At 31.3% G+C, this 24223-nt stretch carries 12 protein-coding genes and 1 tRNA gene; 7 read left to right on the plus strand and 6 right to left on the minus strand.

What is annotated here, in order from left to right:
• Nucleotides 1-1253 precede the first annotated feature (1253 nt).
• On the minus strand, nt 1254-2537 hold the full coding sequence (locus tag ERCISPPA3004_RS03225; protein WP_157990635.1) for a citrate synthase: 1284 nt from the start codon (nt 2535-2537) through the stop codon (nt 1254-1256).
• A 1113-nt stretch (nt 2538-3650) separates the two neighbouring features.
• Here ERCISPPA3004_RS03225 and sdhC point away from each other — a divergent pair.
• The 7 genes from sdhC (at nt 3651) to priA (ending at nt 13695) form a co-directional block, all read left to right on the plus strand.
• Nucleotides 3651-4028 carry a succinate dehydrogenase cytochrome b556 subunit gene (gene sdhC, locus ERCISPPA3004_RS03230; protein WP_157990636.1) on the plus strand — a complete coding sequence of 126 codons (378 nt, stop codon included), beginning with the start codon at nt 3651-3653 and terminating at the stop codon, nt 4026-4028.
• Nucleotides 4022-4369, plus strand: coding sequence for a succinate dehydrogenase, hydrophobic membrane anchor protein (gene sdhD, locus ERCISPPA3004_RS03235; RefSeq protein ID WP_157990637.1), 348 nt, complete (start codon nt 4022-4024; stop codon nt 4367-4369). Before sdhC ends, sdhD begins: the two co-directional genes overlap by 7 nt.
• Nucleotides 4369-6135: a succinate dehydrogenase flavoprotein subunit gene (gene sdhA / locus ERCISPPA3004_RS03240; RefSeq protein WP_157990638.1), complete on the plus strand. Its 1767-nt coding sequence runs from the start codon at nt 4369-4371 to the stop codon at nt 6133-6135. Before sdhD ends, sdhA begins: the two co-directional genes overlap by 1 nt.
• A gap of 26 nt (nt 6136-6161) precedes the next feature.
• Entirely contained in the window at nt 6162-6878 is a 717-nt protein-coding gene (locus tag ERCISPPA3004_RS03245; protein ID WP_157990639.1) for a succinate dehydrogenase iron-sulfur subunit, read from the plus strand.
• A gap of 260 nt (nt 6879-7138) precedes the next feature.
• On the plus strand, nt 7139-9946 hold the full coding sequence (locus tag ERCISPPA3004_RS03250; RefSeq protein ID WP_157990640.1) for a 2-oxoglutarate dehydrogenase E1 component: 2808 nt from the start codon (nt 7139-7141) through the stop codon (nt 9944-9946).
• A 22-nt stretch (nt 9947-9968) separates the two neighbouring features.
• Nucleotides 9969-11186, plus strand: coding sequence for a dihydrolipoyllysine-residue succinyltransferase (gene sucB / locus ERCISPPA3004_RS03255; RefSeq protein ID WP_157990641.1), 1218 nt, complete (start codon nt 9969-9971; stop codon nt 11184-11186).
• Nucleotides 11187-11487: 301 nt separating this feature from the next.
• Nucleotides 11488-13695 (plus strand): primosomal protein N', encoded by a 2208-nt coding sequence (gene priA / locus ERCISPPA3004_RS03260; protein WP_157990642.1) that lies wholly within the window; start codon nt 11488-11490, stop codon nt 13693-13695.
• 451 nt (nt 13696-14146) lie between these two features.
• On the opposite strand, the gene ffh is transcribed toward priA, so the two are convergent.
• The 5 genes from ffh to cmk all read right to left on the minus strand — a co-directional run bounded on the left by ffh (nt 14147) and on the right by cmk (nt 23282).
• A complete protein-coding gene (ffh, locus tag ERCISPPA3004_RS03265) occupies nt 14147-15508 on the minus strand; it encodes a signal recognition particle protein (protein WP_157990643.1) in 1362 nt (453 codons plus the stop codon).
• Nucleotides 15509-16672: 1164 nt separating this feature from the next.
• Nucleotides 16673-16749 (minus strand) — tRNA-Ile (locus ERCISPPA3004_RS03270).
• Nucleotides 16750-18296: 1547 nt separating this feature from the next.
• On the minus strand, nt 18297-19652 hold the full coding sequence (gene tilS / locus ERCISPPA3004_RS03275) for a tRNA lysidine(34) synthetase TilS (protein WP_157990644.1): 1356 nt from the start codon (nt 19650-19652) through the stop codon (nt 18297-18299).
• A gap of 1109 nt (nt 19653-20761) precedes the next feature.
• Nucleotides 20762-22435: a 30S ribosomal protein S1 gene (gene rpsA, locus ERCISPPA3004_RS03280; protein ID WP_157990645.1), complete on the minus strand. Its 1674-nt coding sequence runs from the start codon at nt 22433-22435 to the stop codon at nt 20762-20764.
• Between the two features lie 169 nt (nt 22436-22604).
• Complete coding sequence (gene cmk, locus ERCISPPA3004_RS03285) at nt 22605-23282, minus strand: (d)CMP kinase (RefSeq protein ID WP_157990646.1); 678 nt, start codon at nt 23280-23282, stop codon at nt 22605-22607.
• Nucleotides 23283-24223: the final 941 nt, after the last annotated feature.

Here is a 24223-nt window from a genome sequence, read left to right on the forward strand (position 1 = left end):
ACAACCTCTAACATACCTCTGAGCTATAATTATACTTTATGCATAAAATAGAACCTCTAATAATTTTTTACACTGATCTAAATTTCCAGTTTAACGTAAAGTAAGTAATAATTGTAATTGCTATAACATATTACTGTATTATACATAATAACTCACTAAATCAAATTCACTTAATATATTTATTTTTATATCAATATATTCTGATATGTACAAAATTAATATTTGTCTAAAAATTAGGCTAACAGGTTAAACACTAAACATATTTATCTTTATCTAAAATAATTTTTAGCACCTTTTTTAGCACCTTATTAAGATGTATACATTTATCAAGGTATATATATCATCCAAGGTATGTATATATATCATTAATAGTGAATGTATATAAATTTTTAGCACATCGAAAAGGAGATAATTTGTAAAATATAAATACTTTTAACAATATAAAAAGATATTGCAAAATGCATTTATAACATATTAAATATGTTATAAGTAAAATTTACTAATATCAATAATTTTCTTAATTATAAAAATATAACATCACTAATCTATATCTCTTACAGAAAATAAAGCCCAATATATTCCAAATTCTTATTCCAAAAAATTTTAATATCTATTGATTAAATAGATTTATTGATAAATCTTCCGCTTATATTATACACCGTTCTTTTAAAAAACTTTAATATGACAAACCTAACATTAAATATCATCAATAATTTTCTAATACTAACTATATGCCTCTTGCCAATTAATTCACTGTGTGCTTGACAACAATACTGTTATAAATAAAATAAAATAAAAAAAATAAAATATACCGGCGTATAGGATTTTATTCTAGATTTATGCAGTTATTAATAATATAGATCCTATACAATTATCAATAATATATTACTATTTTTTAAATATAGTATAATAAAGTCTTATTTTTAATAGTATGCATTAGAAAATTTAATTTCTAATCACTTTGATTCTCTCAGCTCTATGATGAGAATTTACATTGGCCATGTCTCATATTTGTAAATAAGATTTTCACAAGATCATATTTTTTAGAGTTCTCTTTGTTACAATGAGCTCATCTTATTTTTTAATCTCATCAGCCTGAATAAATGTTCAGAGCATAATAAAACATAAACAATCACCAATTTATCAGCTTGCGGATTGAATTTTTTTACCTTAATTTATCTTAATCATTAAAGTAGATAATCTGCTCGACTTACAACAACTAAATAATAAATATAAATAAATTAGGTGATAACTTACTTATTAATTTTTGAAACAAATTTACGTTGATTATAACCAGTATACAGTTGACGAGGACGCGCAATTTTAATCCCATTATCATACATTTCTTTCCAATGTGCAATCCAACCAACAGTTCGAGCCATGGCAAAAATTACTGTAAACATACAAGAAGGAATGCCCATTGCCTTTAGAATAATCCCCGAATAAAAATCAACATTAGGATAAAGTTTACGCTCAATAAAATAAGGATCATTTAAAGCAATACGTTCTAGTTCCATGGCTACTTCCATCAAATCCTTTTCAAGACTTAATTCCTTTAGAATCTCATGACACGTTTCTCGCATCACAAGAGCTCTTGGATCATAGTTTTTATATACCCTATGCCCAAAACCCATTAAACGAAAGGCATCATTTTTATCCTTGGCTCGTCGTAAGAACTCGGGAATATGATCAACGCTACCAATCTCTTCTAGCATAAGCAAACAAGCTTCATTTGCTCCACCATGAGCCGGACCCCATAGTGAAGCGATCCCTGCTGCAATACAGGCAAACGGATTTGCGCCAGAAGAGCCGACAGTTCGCACAGTAGAAGTCGACGCATTTTGTTCATGATCAGCGTGTAACATCAGGATCCGATCCATAGCCTTTTCAACAATTGGATTCACTTCGTATTCATCACAGGGCGTAGAAAACATCATACGCAGAATATTCCCTGCATATGAAAAACCGTTACGAGGATAAACAAAAGGCTGACCAATAGAATATTTATAACACATTGCGGCCATAGTTGGCATTTTTGCTAATAAACGAATAGCCGCCACTTCACGATGCCATTTAATGTTTACATCTATAGTATCATGATAAAATGCAGATAAAGCTCCAGTAATACCACACATTAATGCCATGGGATGAGAATCACGACAAAAACCACGAAATAAATGATGAATCTGTTCATGTAACATGGTGTGTCGATTTATAGAAACCTTAAAATCTCGAAATTGTTTTTTACTAGGTATCTCACCATGTAAAAGTATATAACAAAGCTCTAGATAATTTGAGTGTAGTGCTAATTGATCAATCGGGAACCCTCGATGTAAAAGAATACCTTTTTCGCCATCAATATAAGTAATTTTAGACTCGCAAGATGCAGTAGAGGTAAATCCTGGATCAAAGGTAAAATACCCTCGAGAGCCAAGACTTCGAATGTCAATCTCTTCATATCCTAAAGTTCCTGTCAAAACATCCAACTCAATAGGTGGTTTTTTATCTATAATGATTGTTGCTGTTTTTTTTACCATGTAGTATAATCTCCTAATTAGATAATCCTAATAATTAATCAGCGTTCGTTTTTATTAAGATAACATTGCCTACTTTTAGTTGCCCCTTAAATACAATCAAGCAATAATCAATCTTTTTATAGTTTTTATCATCTTTTTTTTCTCTAAAATACACACTTAACTGTATCTGCTACAATCACTATATTTACTTATATATATTTATTATATTTTTATAATATTTTTAAACAGAACCTTCAATCTTAAGGGGAAGTTTTCATTCTTTATTCTATATTTTATAAAACTAACGATCATTCTATTTTACTATACAATCTAATTAATAAAGTAATTGTTGCTTCTCTTTAATTCCTTAAAATTCTATCTAAAAATTTTACTTATTGCTCTTATGTTTATTACTACGCAATAAAATTATTATTATAAAATAAAATGCTGATTATATATCTGTATGTTATTTTAGATGGTATATCAAAACGTTACAAAAACTATTAACAACACAGAATCAACATATCAATATCAGATATATTAATAGAATAATCTTTATTATCTATAATGCCACTTATAATGAAATAAGTGACTAATACTATTTTAGCATAAAATTTTAAATCTCTTAAAATACACAAATATTATTATAGGTCTTCCTTATATTATCTAAAAATTTAAAATTTATGTTTATCGCAATAATGATATATAATGGATAACTTATAACATAATGAGTGCATGAAAATTATTAGTTACTAAAAATTACTAATTACTGGTTACTAATTATTAGTTACTAATTATTAGTTACCAATTACTAATTAATAACTATGTTAGTGTTAATTATATTTGTATTCATCTTATGTTAGATTTATACTATTTAATTCAATTGAACGCTCTCTATACAGTACTATATCAAGATCAGACATTAAGGAATTCAAAGGTGCCGGAACAATCTGTGAGATGAAAAGTGATATTCAACGCCAACGTATATTAAAATAACACTATAATAACAACTAAAATAACACTATAATAATAATTGCAAACTCAATTTTCTTGGTGTCATGTAATTACGTATGAATATCATTGCTTCTTGATTCAGGTCCGGAAAATAAAATACGACAAAGCTGATGGAATGCTGTGAAAAAAACAAGACCGGTTAATTTAGATTTTTCTACAATACATTTTCCTTTAACTGCAATCGCTTCTATCCTGCATCGCATATCCGGAGTTATTGTGTTTGTATCGACCGGACTGCTTCTATGGTTACTTGGTTTATCCCTATCGTCACCTGAAGGTTTTTTACAGGTATCTAAAGTGATGGATAATTTTATGTTTAAATTTATTCTTTGGGGTATTTTGAGCGCACTAGCTTACCATATCTCCAGCGGCATTCGTCATATGATGATGGATTGTGACTTTCTGGGCGTTACTTTAAAAACAGGAAAATTCTCTGCACAAATCTCATTCTTAATTGCTATGCTGTTTTCTATTTTAGCCGGAGTTTTTATATGGTAAACAACGCTACTGCATTAGGGCGTAATGGTTTGCATGACTGGTTGCTTTTGCGCACTACTGCTATCATTATAACCTTCTACATAGTGTACATCCTAGTTATGCTAGCAATCACAGAAAAAATAACATACAACACTTGGCAAGCTTTATTTCAACTACCATTTACTAAAGTGTTCACTTGTTTAACACTGTTGTCCATACTGGTACATGGCTGGATTGGCATGTGGCAGGTCTTAACAGACTATATTAAAACATTAGCTATGCGTATGTTTCTGCAGCTGGCAGTAGTTATAATATTGTTTGCATATGCTATTTATGGCACCATTATTGTCTGGAGTGCATAATGAAATTACCAATAATAGAATTTGATGCTATTGTTATCGGCGCAGGTGGCGCAGGTATGCGCGCAGCTTTACAAATCACACAAGAAAAAATGTCTTGCGCCTTACTATCAAAAGTATTTCCAACACGCTCTCATACAGTATCTGCGCAAGGAGGTATCACAGTAGCGTTAGGTAATGCGCATACAGATAATTGGATATGGCATATGTATGATACTGTAAAAGGATCGGATTATATTGGTGATCAGCATGCCATTGAATATATGTGTGAAACAGGCCCACAAACTATTCTAGAATTAGAGCATATGGGGTTACCATTTTCTCGATTAGATGATGGTCGAATTTATCAACGCCCATTTGGCGGGCAATCGATAAATTTTGGTGACAAACAAGCATCTCGTACAGCCGCCTCAGCAGACCGTACTGGACATGCGCTACTTCATACTCTTTACCAGCAAAACTTAAAAAATAAAACCACTATTTTTTCAGAATGGTACGCGATCGACCTGGTAAAAAACGCCAATGGAAATATAGTAGGATGTACCGCGCTAAACATTGAAAACAGTGAAATAGTATATTTTAAAACACGTGCGACAGTGTTAGCTACTGGTGGAGCAGGACGTATTTATCACTCAACAACTAATGCACATATTAATACTGGCGATGGTATTGGCATGGCACTACGTGCAGGCGTTCCTGTGCAAGATATGGAGATGTGGCAATTTCACCCAACAGGTATTGTTGGTGTTGGTGTGTTAATCACTGAGGGATGTCGGGGTGAAGGAGGTTATTTAATCAATAAGCATGGCGAACGTTTTATGGAGCGTCATGCTCCAAACGCAAAAGACTTGGCTAGTCGGGACGTGGTAGCACGTTCAATTATGACTGAAATTCGTGAAAATCGTGGTTTTAATGGACCTTCTGGTCCATATGTTAAACTCAAGCTCAATCACCTTGCAAAAAACATACTAGAATCACGTCTTCCTGGTATTATGGAGATATCACGCACTTTTGCTCATATTGATCCAGCTCTGGATCCTATCCCAGTAATCCCAACCTGTCATTACATGATGGGTGGGATTCCAACTAAAATTACAGGCCAAGCATTAACCTTAAATGAAATAGGAGAAGATACTATCATTCCGGGATTATTTGCAGTAGGAGAAGTAGCATGTGTATCAGTGCACGGAGCGAATCGACTAGGAGGAAACTCTTTGCTTGACTTAGTAGTCTTTGGTAGAGCTGTTGGTTTGCATATGAAAAGCGCAATAGAAGAACAGGGTATATTATTAGAGGCTAAAAACGAAGAGGTTAAGTATTCTTTAACACGACTAGATCGTTGGCGTAACAACTTAACCGGAGAGAACCCAGTCAAAATACGAAAAGCTCTACAGTTTTGTATGCAGAAAAATTTCTCTGTTTTTCGAGAAGGTATAGATATGGCAAGTGGCATATCTGAATTACAGGCTCTCAGAGATCGCCTGCAGAATGCTCGCTTAGATGATAGATCTAGTAACTTTAATACTCAGCTCATAGAATGCCTAGAGTTAGATAACTTAATGGAAACAGCCTATGTTACTGCCTTATCAGCTCACTATCGGACTGAAAGCCGAGGTGCGCATAGCCGATTGGATTATCCTGAGCGTGATGATAAAAACTGGCTTTGCCATACTTTATACTTACCACAATATCAACGCATGACACGTCGTAATGTAAACATGCAGCCAAAATTACACCAAGCCTTTTCACCGCAAGAACGTATCTACTAATCTTAGTATTAGGAATTCACTCAAATATGAAACTTGAATTTTCTATTTACCGTTATAACCCAGATCTAGATAATCATCCACACATGGAGGATTACTGGATAGAACTAAAAGATAGTCAAGATATAATGTTGTTAGATGCATTAATGCTTATAAAAGAAATCGACCCAACGTTAGCATTTCGTCGTTCCTGTCGTGAAGGAGTGTGTGGCTCTGATGGTTTAAATATAAACGGTAAAAACGGTCTGGCATGTATTACTCCAGTTTCTTCATTAATTAATAAAAAAAAGAAAATTATTCTTCGACCATTACCATTATTACCAATTATTCGTGATTTAATAGTAGATATGACTCAATTTTATCAACAATATGAAAAAATTAAACCATATTTATTAAATACAAAGACAGACGCGCCAATAAGAGAGCGCCTTCAAACACAAGCAGAGCGTAAAAGATTAGATGGTCTCTATGAATGTATACTCTGCGCATGCTGCTCTACCGCCTGTCCGTCCTTTTGGTGGAATCCAGATAAATTTATCGGCCCTGCAGGTTTGCTCGCTGCCTATCGATTTCTTGTTGATAGTCGCGACACTGAGACAGATCAGCGCCTTAACGATCTTAGCGATGCCTTTAGCGTATTTCGTTGTCATAGTATTATGAATTGCGTTAGTGTATGCCCCAAAGAACTAAATCCAACCAGTGCTATTGCATCCATTAAAACTATGCTTCTACACAGAGGAGCTTAATATTTATATTTTTCAATTCTTATTATGTTTAAATTATTACAAACTATGTACATACTGCTAACCAGTGAATTCCTAATCGTATATTATTTAAAAAACCCATTTTTGGCAAATAGAATCAATTATTAAATATCCTCATTATCAAAAATTTATACATATACAAACTAACAATCAAAATAAAACTAGATAAAATGGCAGGCAATTAAATAAATCGCATAAACAAGAACTATTTACATTAATAAAATTATTCTGAAGGAATAAAAATGCAGAATATAAACATGAAACTCTGGCTAGACTCCTCTTGGTTGGGCGGAACCAGCCAATCCTATGTAGAGTCTCTCTATTCAGATTTTTTAAATAATTCCAATTCTGTTGAGATGGACTGGAGAGCTCGTTTTTTGAATATTTCTGATTTTGGAGAACAGCTAGAGTCATGTACAAAAACTAGCAAAAATAATCTTCACTTCTTAGACAGAAACTCTGAATATGTTTCTTCTGCTAAAGAAAACCCTAAAAAAAATATTGAACCAATTCAACTTTTGAATCTTGTTAATGCCTTTCGTTGTTTCGGACATCAACAAGCGCATCTTGATCCGCTACAACTACAAAAGCATGAAAAAATTGAAGAATTAGATCTTGCTTATCATGGTTTCAAAGATTCTGACTTTTATAACAGATTTGACATCAGCTCATTGAATCTTAATGAACAAACGATGAAACTAATCGATATACACGCCCTATTAAAAAAAATATACTGCGGCTCGATTGGGGCAGAGTTTATGCATATCACCAATAAAAATGAAAAACAATGGATACAGAAAAGACTAGAATTAGTAGACAGAGAAACTATATTTTCTATTAAAGAAAAAAGAGATTTTTTAAAAACACTAACTGCTGCAGAAGGTCTAGAACGTTATCTTGGTTCTAAATTTCCAGGTGCTAAACGTTTTTCTTTAGAAGGCGGGGATGCGCTACTACTAGTAGTGAATGAAATTATATATTATTCTCGAAAAAACAATACACATAAGGTAATTTTAGGCATGGCTCATCGTGGTCGGCTTAATGTTCTTGTTAATGTGTTAGGCAAAAAACCACAAGACCTCTTTAATGAATTTTTTGGAAAAGTTTCAGACAATACAAGAAGCGGGGATGTAAAATATCACATGGGCTTTTCTTCCAATATTCAAACTAAAGAGGGCATCATCCATGTAGTACTAGAATGCAATCCTTCGCATTTAGAAATTATTAATCCAGTAGTAATGGGTTCCGCACGGGCTTTAATAGATACTTTATATCAAACAGATAGCAATCAAGTATTACCAATTACGATTCACGGTGATGCGGCAATTATTGGACAAGGGGTAGTACAGGAAACTTTAAATATGTCTAAAGTACGCGGTTATCAAGTAGGAGGAACAGTACGAGTAGTTATTAATAATCAAGTTGGTTTTACTACATCCAATCTACAGGACGCCAGATCAAGTCAGTATTGCACAGATGTTGGAAAAATAGTAATGGCACCTATTTTTCATGTTATGGCAGACGACCCAGAAGCAGTGGCGTTTGTTACTCGCCTATCATTAGACTTTCGTCGTGCTTTTCAGCGTGATGTTTTTATCGATCTCGTTTGTTACCGTCGTCATGGACATAATGAAGCCGATGAGCCTAGTGTGACACAACCCCTAATGTATCAAAAAATTAAAAAACACCCAACTGTACGAGAAATCTATGCCAATCACCTAGAATGTACACAGGTTATTAACAAAAATGATGCAATAGAAATGGTAAATGCATATCGCAGTAAACTAGATAGCGGTGAATATATAATTCCAAATTGTCATCCTAATAGCCCTAATGTCTTTTCTCTGTCATCATCAAAATACTCTAATGTCAATCTTAAATATCAGAAACATCTTAACCTGAGTCACTTACAAGAATTAGCTACAAATATTAGCATAGTACCAACTACAGTAACCATGCAATCACGTGTTCAAAAAATCTATACAGATCGCTTTCAAATGGCAACCGGCAACAAACCATTTGACTGGGGGGCAGCAGAAAACCTTGCATATGCTACAATTTTAGAACAAGGAATTTCATGTCGTCTCTCTGGTGAAGATGTAGGGCGCGGTACCTTTTTTCACCGCCATGCTGTTATTCATGATCAGTCTAATGGGTCAATATATATCCCATTAAAAAACATAAATAAAAATCAAGGGTCCTTTTATGTATGGGATTCGGTACTGTCAGAAGAAGCCGTGTTAGCATTTGAATATGGTTATGCAATGGCATCACCTAAAACTTTAACCATCTGGGAAGCACAGTTCGGTGATTTTGCTAACACCGCTCAAATAGTGATTGACCAATTTATTAGTAGCGGTGAACAAAAATGGGGATACCAGTGTGGATTAGTGCTACTCTTACCTCACGGCTATGAAGGGCAGGGTCCAGAACACTCATCCGCTCGACTAGAGCGGTACCTACAACTTTCTGCCGAAAACAACATGCAAGTATGTGTTCTTTCAACGCCTTCACAATTATACCACATACTTCGAAGACAGGCGCAAGATGAACTTAAGCGCCCCTTAGTCATTATGTCGCCCAAATCATTACTACGTCACCCACAAGCGGTCTCATCTTTAGATGATTTAGCTACTGGAACCTTTCAATCAGTCATCGATGAAATTGATCAAGTTGATTATCAATCAGTACAGCGTGTAATATTTTGCACAGGTAAAGTTTACTACGACTTATTAAATAAGCGTCGACAAAATAATCAAAATTATATTGCTATTATTCGTATCGAAAAATTATACCCATTTCCTTATAAAGAACTAGAAAATATTTTTCAACAGTATAGTAACGCACATGATTTTATCTGGTGCCAAGAAGAACCACAGAACCAAGGTGCCTGGTATATTATCCAGCATCCTCTTCGAGAGATTTTAACACCAGGATCATTATTACGCTATGCTGGTCGTTCAGCTTCAGCATCACCAGCAGTTGGCCATACATCCATACACTATCAGCAACAGCAAGATTTGGTAAACGACGCACTAACGATTAAGTAATACATTCAGAAAAGGATAAACAATGAATAATATTCATATTATAGTTCCTGATCTACCAGAATCTGTGGTTGACGGCATTATTACGACGTGGCATAAAAAAATTGGTGATATACTTACACGAGATGAAATAGTGGTGGATATTGAGACTGATAAAGTAATCTTAGAAATTCCGGCATCTACTGATGGCATTTTGGAGACAATTTTAGCAACAGAAGGTGAAACAGTGACATCCGGTCAAATTTTAGGTTCTTTAAGATGCACTCCAACTAACACCGCACTCACTACCTCTTTCGGTCAACCAAAAAAAAACATATCATGTGAAAAGGAAGAGGTATTTAAAAAAACTGTCAATTTAGAAGCCATTGGGCCAGCCATGCGACGTTTTATATCTGAACATGACACAAAATCGAATATAATAAAAGAAAAAGATCTCAGTGAAAACCTGATAAAAGAAAATATAAAAAAAGATATTTTTCAAACTATAGAAACACAAGATAAATCAACACTACGTCAAGAATCAACTATACCTTCCTTAGAATCACGTAGCGAAACGCGTATACCCATGAGTCGTCTGCGAGTAAAAATGGCAGAACGATTGCTGAAAGTTAAAAATACCACCGCAATGTTAACTACATTTAACGAAGTTAATATGCAATCTGTGATATCTATTCGCAATAAACACGGTGCACTCTTCGAAAAACGCCATGGTGTTCGTTTAGGTTTTATGTCCTTCTATGTTAAAGCGGTAGTAGAAGCATTAAGACGCTACCCAGAAGTCAATGCATGTATTGATGGATTAGATATTGTGTATCATAACTATTTTGATATCAGTATCGCAATCTCTACACCCCGTGGTCTAATCACTCCTATATTAAAAAATGCTGATATGCTTAGTATGTCTGATATCGAAAAAAAAATTAAAGAACTCTCATTAAAAGGTCGCACTAATAAATTAACCATAAAAGACCTAACTGGTGGCACTTTTACTATCACTAACGGTGGAGTATTTGGCTCTCTTATGTCTACACCGCTTATAAATCCACCACAAAGTGCTATCTTAGGTGTGCATGTTATTAAAGAGCGCCCTTCAGCTCTTAATGGAACAGTGGCTCTATTACCTATGATGTACCTTGCGCTTTCCTATGATCACCGACTAATTGATGGGCGAGAATCAGTGGGATGTCTTGCAATAATTAAAGACTGCTTAGAAGATCCACATCGCATACTGATTGATATTTAAAAATCGATACTTGTTCTTCTTTCTGGAAAATAAGTATATATATAATATAAGATGCTGAATTTTGCGCATATTATAACTAAACTGAACTTCAACTCATGCTGTCCAGATGACACTGATCGTACAATACCCAGATACCTCTGGATATATATCCAAGCATGTTTCAAACAACTATCTATTAATTTTTATGCTTTATGCTTAGTTATTCAAATTCAACAATGATTCTTAACATAAGTTTGAATTCAATTTATATCAAGTCATTACATTTTAATTAATTCAGTAGCGTTAACTATTTGGTTTAAATATGTCTATTATACACGTAGCACTACCTCTTACTCGGGTCAATCAATTAACATATCTTACCCCTCCACATTTAAACAATATAGCCATTGGCGGGCGCGTAAGTGTACCTTTTTGTAACCGTATTATGATTGGTATTGTAATAAAAGTCGTTCACAACTATGATAATTTTCTGTATAATCAATTGCCAACTATAGAAAAATCATTAGACATATGTTCATTATATGATCCTGCTTTATGGCGCACATTGCACTGGGCTTCAAATTACTATCATTTTTCATTAGGTAAAATCTTGCTAAATGCTATCCCTATACTATTGCGTCGAGGATATGCAACAGAAAACATTCCCATTAATCAGAATAAAATTAATGATTTAGAATCAGATCCCAAACAATCAAATAATCTACAATATTGTGATAAAAAAAAAATAATCACTACCTTTTCGCATACAAAGGGCGTACAAGAAAAATCAAACTTAAAAGATACAGCAAACACTAAACTAAAACCTTCAGACACTAAACAGTTGAACAACGTAGCGCCACCATATATACAAAAACAAAAAAATTCTCTCTATAACAATGCTATAGTTAGTGGGATGGAACAATTAAACGCAGAACAAGCTACCGCTGTATCTACTATTCGAAATACAGATCATCAATTTTCCACCTGGATTCTTACTGGTATGGCCGGGTCTGGAAAAACTGCGGTATATCTACATTTTATAGGAGAAATTCTAAAAAAAGGTCAACAAGCTCTAATATTAGTACCAGAGATTCACTTAATATCTCACACTGTATCTCTTCTTCAGCAAAAACTACATGCCTCTATTGCTACTTTACATTCTCAATTACATCATGAAACACATCTTAAGACATGGCAACAAGCCCGTGATGGGAAAATAGCTATTATGATTGGAACCCGTTCTGTATTATTTTCACCATTAAAAAAACTTGGCGTAATTATTTTAGAGAATGAACATGACAGTTCTTACATACAGACCAATGGTTTTCGATATAATGCAAGAGACCTAGCAATAGTACGTGCAAAACAAGAAAAAATACCTATTATCATGATTTCTTCAACCCCCTCATTAGAAACATTATATAATATTCAATTAAGTAAATATCGTCATATTAATCTCAGTCAACCTAACCAAAATATTAAAATAACTGATCCTCTTTTAGTAGATCTAAAAGATACAAAATTGAATAATGGCCTCTCTATAACTTTAATTCAAAAAATAAACCAACATTTAACTCTTAATAATCAAGTTTTATTATTTCTTAATCGTCGAGGATTTTCTTCTTCTATATTGTGTCACGAATGCGGCTGGAAGAGTAAATGCTTACGATGTAATCGTAACTATACCTTTCATAAAATACAAAACAAACTATTATGTCATCATTGTGACAGCCAACGCAATATACCTAAACAGTGCTCACAATGCGGATCTACACATATTGTGCCAATCGGAATGGGGACAGAAAAACTAGAGAAAAACCTAAAAACTCTTTTTCCATTAACCCCATTAACACGTATCGATCGTGATACCACTCACGCATATAGCGCATTACAAACAAAGTTAGATAAAATAAAAAATGGCGGTGCACATATTTTAGTAGGTACACAAATGCTATCTAAAATTGATAATTTTCCATATGTTACATTAGTTTCACTAGTAAATGTAGATCAGGTACTGTTTTCTACAAACTTTCGAGCAGCAGAGCATTTTGCTCAGTTATACACGCAAGTTTTTGAGCGTGCGCTATCTAAAAATAAACAAATAGAAGTAATATTACAAACTCATCATCCTAAACATCCACTATTACAAACTTTATTATACAATGGGTATCATGAATTTGCTCAAAAAGAACTCAAAGAACGCAAAAACGCATTTCTACCGCCATGTTTTAGTTGCTTTCTCTTTTGTGCTGAAGACTATAACAAACAAAAAGCTTGTCAATTTTTAAAACAAATTCTAATTTTACTTCAATCAAGTCCTCTGTATGATCCGCTAATATATCAGATCTTAGGCCCAATTCCCTCTCTACAGGCTAAGCATAAAGGACGATATAGATGGAAAATACTTATACGACATCCTTCTCACTCTGCGCTTCATCGTCTAGTAAAAACTACTCTTCCGCTAGTTGAAGATTTACCTCAAGCCCATAAAATCATGTGGACGTTTGATATGAATCACATAGAAAATTAAAACAAAAAACATTATTAATCATAAGTAGTATATTATCCAAATCAAACAGCAACTGAAACTTATAGTACGCACACCTAAAAAATTATTTTTCATATATATTATATTGTCTAATATAGTCGATAACATAAAAAAAAACTTAGAAGGTGCAGTTTGATACTTAATGACCTATCTTCTACTGTTTTGTTATAGTTTATATAATAATCATTATATTATTTTCTTTTTTTCGGTAGCAGTTAAAATATATTATATCATTACATATAATTATAATTACTAATTAGTGTGAGCCAAAAATAGCATTGATGCATAAAATAATTATCTTAATATATACAGAAACTGTTATAATTGAATGGCACCTAATAAGCCTTTCAAAATATTATTATCTAACCTCTGCATCATCAAAAACATTGAGAATTATTTAGATTCTATCAGAAAAAAACCATGAACTAACCTCTTACTTGGGAAAAGCTCCAGGTGATATTAGATCTTTCATATTACGCATCATGTTTTTCATGCCACCTTTTTGTATTTTTTTCATCATAGTCTGCATCTCATTAAATTGTTTTAAAAACTGATTAACATCCTGCACTAACGTGCCTGAACCTAAAGCAATTCTTCTTTTACGTGAACTTTTAATAATTTCAGGATGTATACGTTCTAAACTTGTCATGGATTCTATGATAACTTCCATGCGCTTTAATGAAATATCATTCATTTGAGACCTAACATTTTCTGGCAGTCCTCCAATTCCTGGCAGCTTTTCAATCAAGCTATTAACACCTCCTATATTACGTAACTGTTGTAAATGATCTAGAAAATCATTCAGATTAAAATCATTACCTTTTTTCAAAGAAGAAGCTATTTTTTTAGCTTTTTTGCGATCTACCTTATTTTCAATAGCTTCAATTAACGATAATATATCACCCATGCCTAATATGCGTGAAGCAATACGATCAGGGTAAAAAGTCTCTAAAGCCTCATTTTTTTCCCCTGTCCCTATAAACTTAATAGGTTGACCTGTAATATAAGACATAGACAGAGCCGCCCCTCCACGGGTATCACTATCTACTTTGGTTAATACTATACCTGTTAATGGGAGTGCAATGTTAAATGCTTTTGCAATATTAGCTGCGTCCTGACCAGTCATTGCGTCAGAAACCAATAAAGTTTCTGTAGGTTGTGTGGCGAGATGGATTTGTTGAATTTCTTGCATCATAACATCATCAGTATGCAAACGACCTGCTGTATCTACCAACAATACGTCGTAGAATCTTATCTTAGCTTGCTGCAAAGCATCTTTAGCTATATTACTTGCGTGCTTATTAGATTCTGATGAATAAAAATCAATACCCACTTGTTCAGCTAAAATTTTTAACTGTTTTATTGCGGCTGGCCGATAAATATCAACAGAAGTTACTAGTATCTTTTTATTATACTTCTCACGTAAAAATTTACCAAGTTTTCCGACACTAGTTGTCTTACCAGCTCCTTGTTGTCCTACGACTAATATAACTACTGGTGGTACTGCTTGCAAATTAATAGTATAATTTTTTTCTCCCATAATCGAGACTAACTCGTTTTTTACAATCTTCAAAAACTCTTGCTCTGGAGTTAGGTTATTATTCACGGCATGATTTAACGCATTGGATTTAATTCGCGCTAAAAGTTCATTTACTACTATTAAAGACACATCTGCTTCTAATAATGATATACGTATTTTTTGTAAAATATCTTTAATATTATCTGCAGTTAGCTTACCACGACCGGTAATATTACGAAAAGCATTAGAAATGCTAGCGCTTAAGTTTTCAAACATAATCTTTTCTCATAAAAGAAATTCAGTAAAAAATTTTTACTTATCACTAATTAAGTATCAAATACCCTATAATAACATCTGAATATGCAAATATTAGTTATAAAACTATTCTATCTAGTGTTTACAGTAAATTATCCAATCTTCATCTTACTATCTCATCATTTTCAATGTTTTTTATTATCAGCTTATTAAAGTACATCTAGATTATCTAATCTAATCAGCAATATTAGATACTAACTTTTGATATCTTCAAGCATCTAATATACATATACATATTTAATACTATTAGCATTCTAAATACACAATATAAAAATATTCTTAATATAATTATATCAACCATCATCTAAAAAATGCTTTAATTAAAGTCTTTTTAAAGATTCTATTTTTGGAGTTAATCCGAAAGAATTAAATAATTAAATCACAATATAATATTCTAATTTTTTTGGTAAATAATAATTTATTTAGCAAATATTATTGATAATTCTATAGCATATTATAGAGTAAATTTTACACTAAAACTATTTAATATATAATATTAGCTCTTTTGATGCTTTAACTTATGCAATTATAATTCATAGTATATGTATATCGATATATATACTTCGACTTATTTTTTATATATATAGTAATGATATTAAAAGGAAAGTTTGATGTATCTTATAAAGATAGAAAAAATAAACTAAGAAAATCTATAAAATTATAATTTATACAAACTCTAAAATGCAGTATACAAAATTATTAACATCTTTCATAAAAAAAGATCACTAAACAAAATTATTACTAAGAAATAAATATAAATTTTTGATTGGTTAAAAGCGTACTACATTAAAGAAAATGATTCTATGAAATATTCTATAGTAAGATTTAAGATATGATTTCAATAATACTAACACAGAAAATCAATAAAAAAGAATCATTTAATTGTCTTATATTAATGATTATCTTTTTTTAATTTAAAAAAATCTAATTCTAACAGGCATCATTATGCGTATAATGTCATTAATTTACTAAACATAGCATTAACCCACATAAAAAACTTAATAAGAATAACTTCTATAAACGACCTACTACTTTATCTATTACATAGATAAATAAATAAATGTATAACTAAATTCATAAGCCTCTATACAAATTAAATATTTAAAAACTAACAGTACTATAAAATGGTGGCCCCTGCTGGACTTGAACCAGCGACCAAGCGATTATGAGTCGCCTGCTCTGACCGCCTGAGCTAAGGGGCCTAAATATAAAACATATAATCTCATAACAACCTATATATTGTTTCTTATAATTATTTCTTCACTCATTTTACTTAATAAGACTATATGACATTTTTAAGATGATTAAATCTTATTAAGAGAAAAGCCTTGATATTTTATTATATGTTACTTCTAATATGATATTAATAATGTAAAATAATAGCATTATTTTTCATAATTAATCTTAATATACCACATATCTAAAATTAATTACTGGGCATCTGTTTTTTATAAGCAACTATCTTCGAAGCAGTCTATTATAGATAATATAATACCATTAAATAAAAAAATTTTTTTAAATAATTCCTAATTAATACAGAATTTACTCTAAAAATTAAAAATATTACATATTAGCCTTTTCACTTAAAAAAAGGTTAATCTATTTACTATTCATAAGCACTTGCATAATAATAAGACACTTTAAAATATTTATCAAAGAACTGTACATAAATGATAATATATCATCACAATGCGTATGACATATATATTGAGTTTATGATGAATTATTTTTTATAAATTTAATGTTTATCAATCTTCATTAATTTTTTATACTCTATATATTTTAGCTATAGGTTAGTACTGTATTCAGCCTTCACCCCACTATTACAAATCAATCCTAAATACAACTAAACGCTGCCAGTAGAAACTAATGCTATTATATTTTTATAATAAAATATTTTTTCTATTTTAATATAATCAAAATAACTTTTTATAAATCACATCTCATCGTCATATGATTTATACAGAAGCTTTTTCAAAAGATTCGTAAATATTATCTAAAATCTATAATCTAAATTTAATAACTAATTCTTAATAAAAGATGATATTTCTACTCTTACTGTCTATATATTTAATACCTAGTAATCAGTTATATACAGTCTATTTTTTGAATAATACCCTAACTCTCTGCAAACATTTTATAACATCTTTTCTGAAATCTCTAGAAATAAAATACTTTTACCAGCAAGAAATTAGACATATTAGCGCTAATTAAACATACTATTTTTACTAATAGCAAAAATCTAAAATACAATCTAATAGAGCAACCCTATCGCGTCAATTATTCTTTTTGAATGTTTCTAACAAAATATCCTATAATATTTAAAATAATTAAATCTTATTATTTACATAAGCTTACATTTTATACGCCAACATGAATTCTAATACTGTCTGTTCAAGATATAACCACAATCTGATACAATATCTTCATATCTTATTATTTTCTTATTATTTCAATATTTGATTTTTAATAGACTTTTACAAAAATATATTTAAAGCAAAATATTTCATAAATTTTTCTAAAGAATTACAATGTACTATATATTTATATATATTCATCTAAGCTCAACCAATAAACAGCATAACTATTTGATTATATACAGCGAAAAACAAACTATTTAAAATAAAACATAATTAATGATTACGCTGTCAAAACAAATGATATTGATCCATTCAATGAAAAAAATTCTTATTCTATCTTCAATAAAAAATAATTATTGCCTGTAAAATTCTATGACATATAAATAATCTTAATTATTGTTAATCCCTTTACAACTATTATTGCTTGAAAGCAAAGCGTTGCTATTCTCCCAACTAATGCTCCATTTTTTTCCATCCGGTAACGGAACGCCATCAACAGTAACAAATACACTAAGAGCTGTTACCAAACAATCGTTGTAAAAAATTAATGGAATACGTTGACGCCTCCAGGGTGGAATACCATATTCTTGCCATAATTTTTTTAATGAACGCTTGCCAGAGCGGCCATGCACATAAAACTTACCTTCAGCCTGAAAGCGTACGCTCACTTTTGTATTAAACTGAGGACAACGCAAAATTATTCCCCTGGAAGACTGTCGTATTTCACCTAATCCATCAGGTAATAACAACGTCAACCAGGGAAAAGACCAGAATAATTGACAATTTCCTAATGGTTTTGTAATAGGCAGCCAATAAAGACGATTACGAAAACGTCGTACCTCATACTTCCAAATCTTTAATTTTGGATTAGCATCTAAACGACTACATGCAACCTCTGTCCATATTTTTTGTAGTACATTGCGAGATGGTAAGGTTCCGTTTTGATACAGAATCCAACGCCGAAAAATTGCAAATCGCCGAGCGACACTCATAGAATTTAATGGTAAAAAGTATAAAGCATTGGATCTATCCATTAATTTATAAAGTGATTCTTCAAGCATTTCATCTAGCACACTACCCTGCTCAGCACACAGCTGCGCGCTACGAGAAACAGTACGCGAAAAAGAAGGCCAGCGTTTATTTAATAATGGCATGATTTGTAATCGTAAAAAATTACGATCATAACGCATATCTTGATTGCTATTATCCGTAATCCAGGATAAATGATAATAGTTAGCCCACGCTTCTAGTTCAGATCGAGTCCGCATTAATAATGGTCGTATATGACGATGATTACCATGAGTCTTGATTTGAGCCATAGCTGATAGCCCAGCAGGTCCACTGCCACGCTTTAAGGCTAATAAAACTGTCTCACTCTGATCATCCTGATGGTGTGCAGTTAACAAAGTTTCTTCTTTGGTCATTGTTTTATACAATGCTTGATAGCGAACTTCCCGAGCTGCGGCTTCTAAACCTACTTTTTTATGGCAATAAATGTCAACCCGATCAAGAAAAAAAGAAATCTTCCACACCTTACATTGTTGTTCACAATGTGAAGCCCATACATCAGAAGAATCATTCAGTCCATGATTAATATGAATAGCCCTAAAATGAAAATCAAGACGTTCTTCTCTAAGCATAACTAATTGATGCAAAAGAACACTTGAATCCAAACCTCCACTATAGGCTATAACAACAGCATTCTCATCTTTCAATAAATATTTAAGGTAATTAATATCAAACATTATAGACTTTCCTGGTATAAAACCAAAATTAAAAAATTCTAACTCTATGCTTGATACAGTACAAATAACTAATTAGCGCTTGATGTCATCATATAGATTAAATAGGTATATTATGAATATATCTAGCATCTGTAAAGAATAGAAAATTTTAGGTCTAGTAATGTGTTGTTTACTAGCAAAATTATCAAATATTTGGTATATTATTTTATTTTAAAAAAAATTTCGAGTATTATGCGAGTAATATATAAAAATAAAAAATTTTAATCTAAATGAACATAAAAATAACTATCAACCTATTAAAATAACATCACTATCTGAATAATAAACATAACAATGAATATAACTTAAAAAAGACATTAAAATTAAATAATAGTATTTATTATAAAATAATAATAAATCTAACAATTCTATAAAAATCTCTATACCTAAAAACAAAAAAAACTAAAATATAAAATTTTCTTTACAAAATATAGAACATACATCTTCTCAAGATCTTATTAAAATCACTTAGTTGCGAATAAAATTTCTTTAAAACATATAAAATATATTAATATTATAATCCTTATGTTATTATAGTTCAGCATAAAATCTATATTGTTATATATAACTATTTAATATCTTTGAATGAAAAGTTTTAAATCAAATTTAATAAATATTTATAAAGATCTTATAGAAATTTTTTACTTCATACTCAAAGAATTATGAAATCTTTAATTTAAATAATCACACCATGTGATATTTTTTAAATATTAAAATTATCGCTATGCTATATAGAAACAAGAAAGATATAAACATCAATAATAGACTCAAAAATTTACTTACAACTTTACCTACTCTAAAAATATAATAGTATATATTTTTATACTAAACCGAAACTTATCCTTTTTTTACATTTGATTTATAATAAAAAATTCAAACAATATAAAAATTTGCTCATCTGTACAATATTTCAATATTTTACTAAATTTTATAATATTTAAAATAGACAAATGGTTAACTGTTAAACTTTAAACTTAGATTTTTTTAATAAGAAATCATATAAGCATGCCCTTATTATTATCTCGAGCAAGATAATTAACTAATAATTAATATCCTGACTCTCGTTATAATCAGTCACTTTTTGCAGCTTTAAAGGCTTCCGCCATAGCACCAGTAAAGGATTCATCTTCTTTCTTATATGGTGTAGGTGTTAAAACTTCCCTTGTATTAGATTGATCCTTAGAGCGGTTAGACAGTAGAAGAAGTCGATTTTTTCGATCAACACTAGTGAATTTAGCAGAAATATAATCCCCAATTTTAATAATAGGAGAAACATCGTCTGCATTGTTCTCTCCCTCTTCAGTAAATGCTAAATAACCATCTACTCCATCATTTAATTTCACCGTTAAACCCTTAGCATCGATTGAACTTACATGACCACAAACAATAGCGCCTTTTTTATTAGTAGCAAGATAAACACTGAATGGATCTTCCACTAACTGTTTCACACCTAGAGAAATTCTCTCTCTCTCTGCGTCAACTTGTAAAACAACTGTTGAAATCTCATCACCTTTTTTATAATCACGCACTACATCTTCTTCTGACGTACTCCAAGATATATCAGAAAGATGAACCAGGCCATCAATACCACCTTCTAAGCCAATAAAAATCCCAAAATCTGTAATAGATTTTATTTTACCTTCCACTCTATCATTTTTATTATAAGTTTCTGCAAACTTCTGCCAAGGATTAGATTTGCATTGCTTTAAACCTAGCGAAATACGACGGCGATCTTCATCAATATCTAATACCATAACTTCCACTACATCATGTACATTAACAATTTTAGATGGATGCACATTTTTATTTGTCCAGTCCATTTCTGAAACATGTACTAAACCTTCCACGCCCTCTTCAAGTTCAACAAAGCATCCATAATCTGCTAGATTGGTTACTCGACCATTTAGTTTTGCACCCTCTGGGTATCGTTTTGCAATAGCAACCCACGGGTCTTCACCTAACTGTTTTAACCCTAAAGACACGCGAATTCTCTCACGATCAAACTTGAGGATTTTTACAGTAATTTCATCACCAACTGTAACAATTTCTCCTGGATGCTTAACACGCTTCCAAGCCATATCAGTGATATGTAATAAACCATCTACACCACCTAAATCCACAAATGCCCCATAATCTGTTAGATTTTTTACAATACCTGGTACTGACAAACCTTCTTGTAGACTAGCTAATAAGTTATCACGTTCTGCACTATGTTCGGATTCGATAACTGCGCGACGAGAAACTACGACATTATTTCTTTTTTGATCTAGTTTTATTACCTTAAACTCTAATTCCTTACCTTCTAAATGACCTGTATCACGCACTGGACGTATATCTACTAATGATCCCGGTAAAAATGCTCGAATACCAGCTAGCTCAACTGTAAACCCTCCTTTCACTTTTCCATTAATAACACCCATAACATTTTTAGAACTTATATAAGCCGCCTCTAATACAACCCAAGCTTCATAACGTTTTGCTTTTTCACGAGATAAAACTGTCTCTCCAAAGCCATCTTCCACTGCGTCTAGAGCAACGTCTACTTGATCGCCTACACTAATTTCTAGCTTACCCGCAGCATTCTTAAATTGTTCTACAGAAATCGTAGACTCCGATTTTAAACCCGCATCTACCAAAACAACGTCTTTATCAATTGATATCACAATACCACGTATGATAGACCCTGGGCGAGTTTCAGTTGTTTTTAGAGATTCTTCAAATAATTGAGCAAAAGATTCAGTCATAATTAGTAATCTTCAAGATTCTTGAATTTAACGTCCACCTATCTTCCTAATAAAGTGGGTTGGTTCATATTATCTATGGCATCCATAACACAGAGTTAGATGTATCTTCTTATTGAGCTGTTAAGCATTCACCTCCGCTCGCTTAATTTAATTTACTATTTACTAACACTTAAATTAGTTTTTTGCGTACATAATCTAATGCTATTTCAGTGACTTTCTGTGCTGGAATATAGGTTGAATTAATTATCAAAACATCATCTTTTAGCATAAGAGGAGCAACAGAGCGATTACAATCACGCTCGTCTCGCTCTTTCATCTGAAATAAAAGTTCATTAAAATTAGCATTAACACCGTTTTTATGCAACTGTAACATGCGTCGATAAGTTCTCGCCTCTAAATTAGCATCTAAAAAAATTTTTAAAGGTGTATCTGGAAATACTACTGTCCCCATATCACGACCGTCCGCAATCAATCCAGGCCACTTACGAAAACTACGCTGAAGATTAAGTAATATTCCACGCACACAAGGAAGAGCAGCAATCCGAGATGCCAAGTCACTAACTATTTGACTACGAATCTTTACAGAAATATCTACTCTTTTTAGCATTACCTTGAGATCACCGTTTTGAAATAAAAACCACACATCAAGATTACTAGCCAGTGAAATAATAGCCTTTTCAGAACTTATATCTACTTGGTAATGTAATATTAATAATGCTAATATTCTATAAATAGCGCCAGAGTCTAAAATATTCCATTTCAACTCCTGAGACATAGCTTGACATAAGGTGCCTTTTCCTGATCCACTTGGTCCATCTATCGTAATGACGGGAGCGCAAATCATCATGGTAATTCTCTTATATAGCTCTCTAATCTAAGCAATAATTATATCATTATCTCTAAATAAACATCAATATTATTCTAATAAATCATAAATTTGAGTCATAAATTATTATGTAATGTCTATTTTTTAACTTCTAACTTTTACTCTGAATTTTATGAACATTATTAATAGACATTGAAAAATTCGTAAACAATAAAACTAAATTAAGAGATCATATTTTACATATATTTATTTACGTGATAAGATTATTTTTATTTATCTATTTATATATGTGATGATGAATATATTATAAAACCACAAACAATCTAATAACAAAATCATAAGCACAAAAAGTCAAAATTATACCAATTTATTGTGATCACAATTTTAATTGTAGATAAAATTCCTTTCATAATCATCTCGATAATAAATAAAATATCGGTTGATTAATATTAATCCATTACTATTTTTAAATTCATAAAATTAGTTTAAATTCGCATAATTAGTCTATTATTTACGTTTTCAATACTATTATCAATCTATAATGAAATATTTGAGAATGTTTGATTTTTGCATATACGTATTAAAATACGTATATGCAAAAATCAAACTAAAAATTATAGCCTATCACATAATTTTATTAGACTGATTATCTAATATATTTTTAATCTATTCTATTTAAGATATGATCAGATAATTTCTAATATTTCTCTATATTCATTATATTCTAAAAAAAATCTTATCTATATTTATTTAGATACAGATTCTAAGATTATATTTAAATACATATTCTAATATTATAAATAAGTGTCTGATTTTATATAAAAATTCCGCAAAAAAAATTCCGAAAAAAAATAAAATATAAAAAATAAACATTCTAGATATAGAACTACAATAATTTTTGTAATATTTACAAATATTATTTAGTTTATGCTATTTAGTTAATACATATAATTCATGCTAAT

It is taken from the genome of Candidatus Erwinia haradaeae (assembly GCF_900698995.1).
Taxonomy (GTDB): Bacteria; Pseudomonadota; Gammaproteobacteria; order Enterobacterales; family Enterobacteriaceae; genus Erwinia_E; species Erwinia_E haradaeae_C.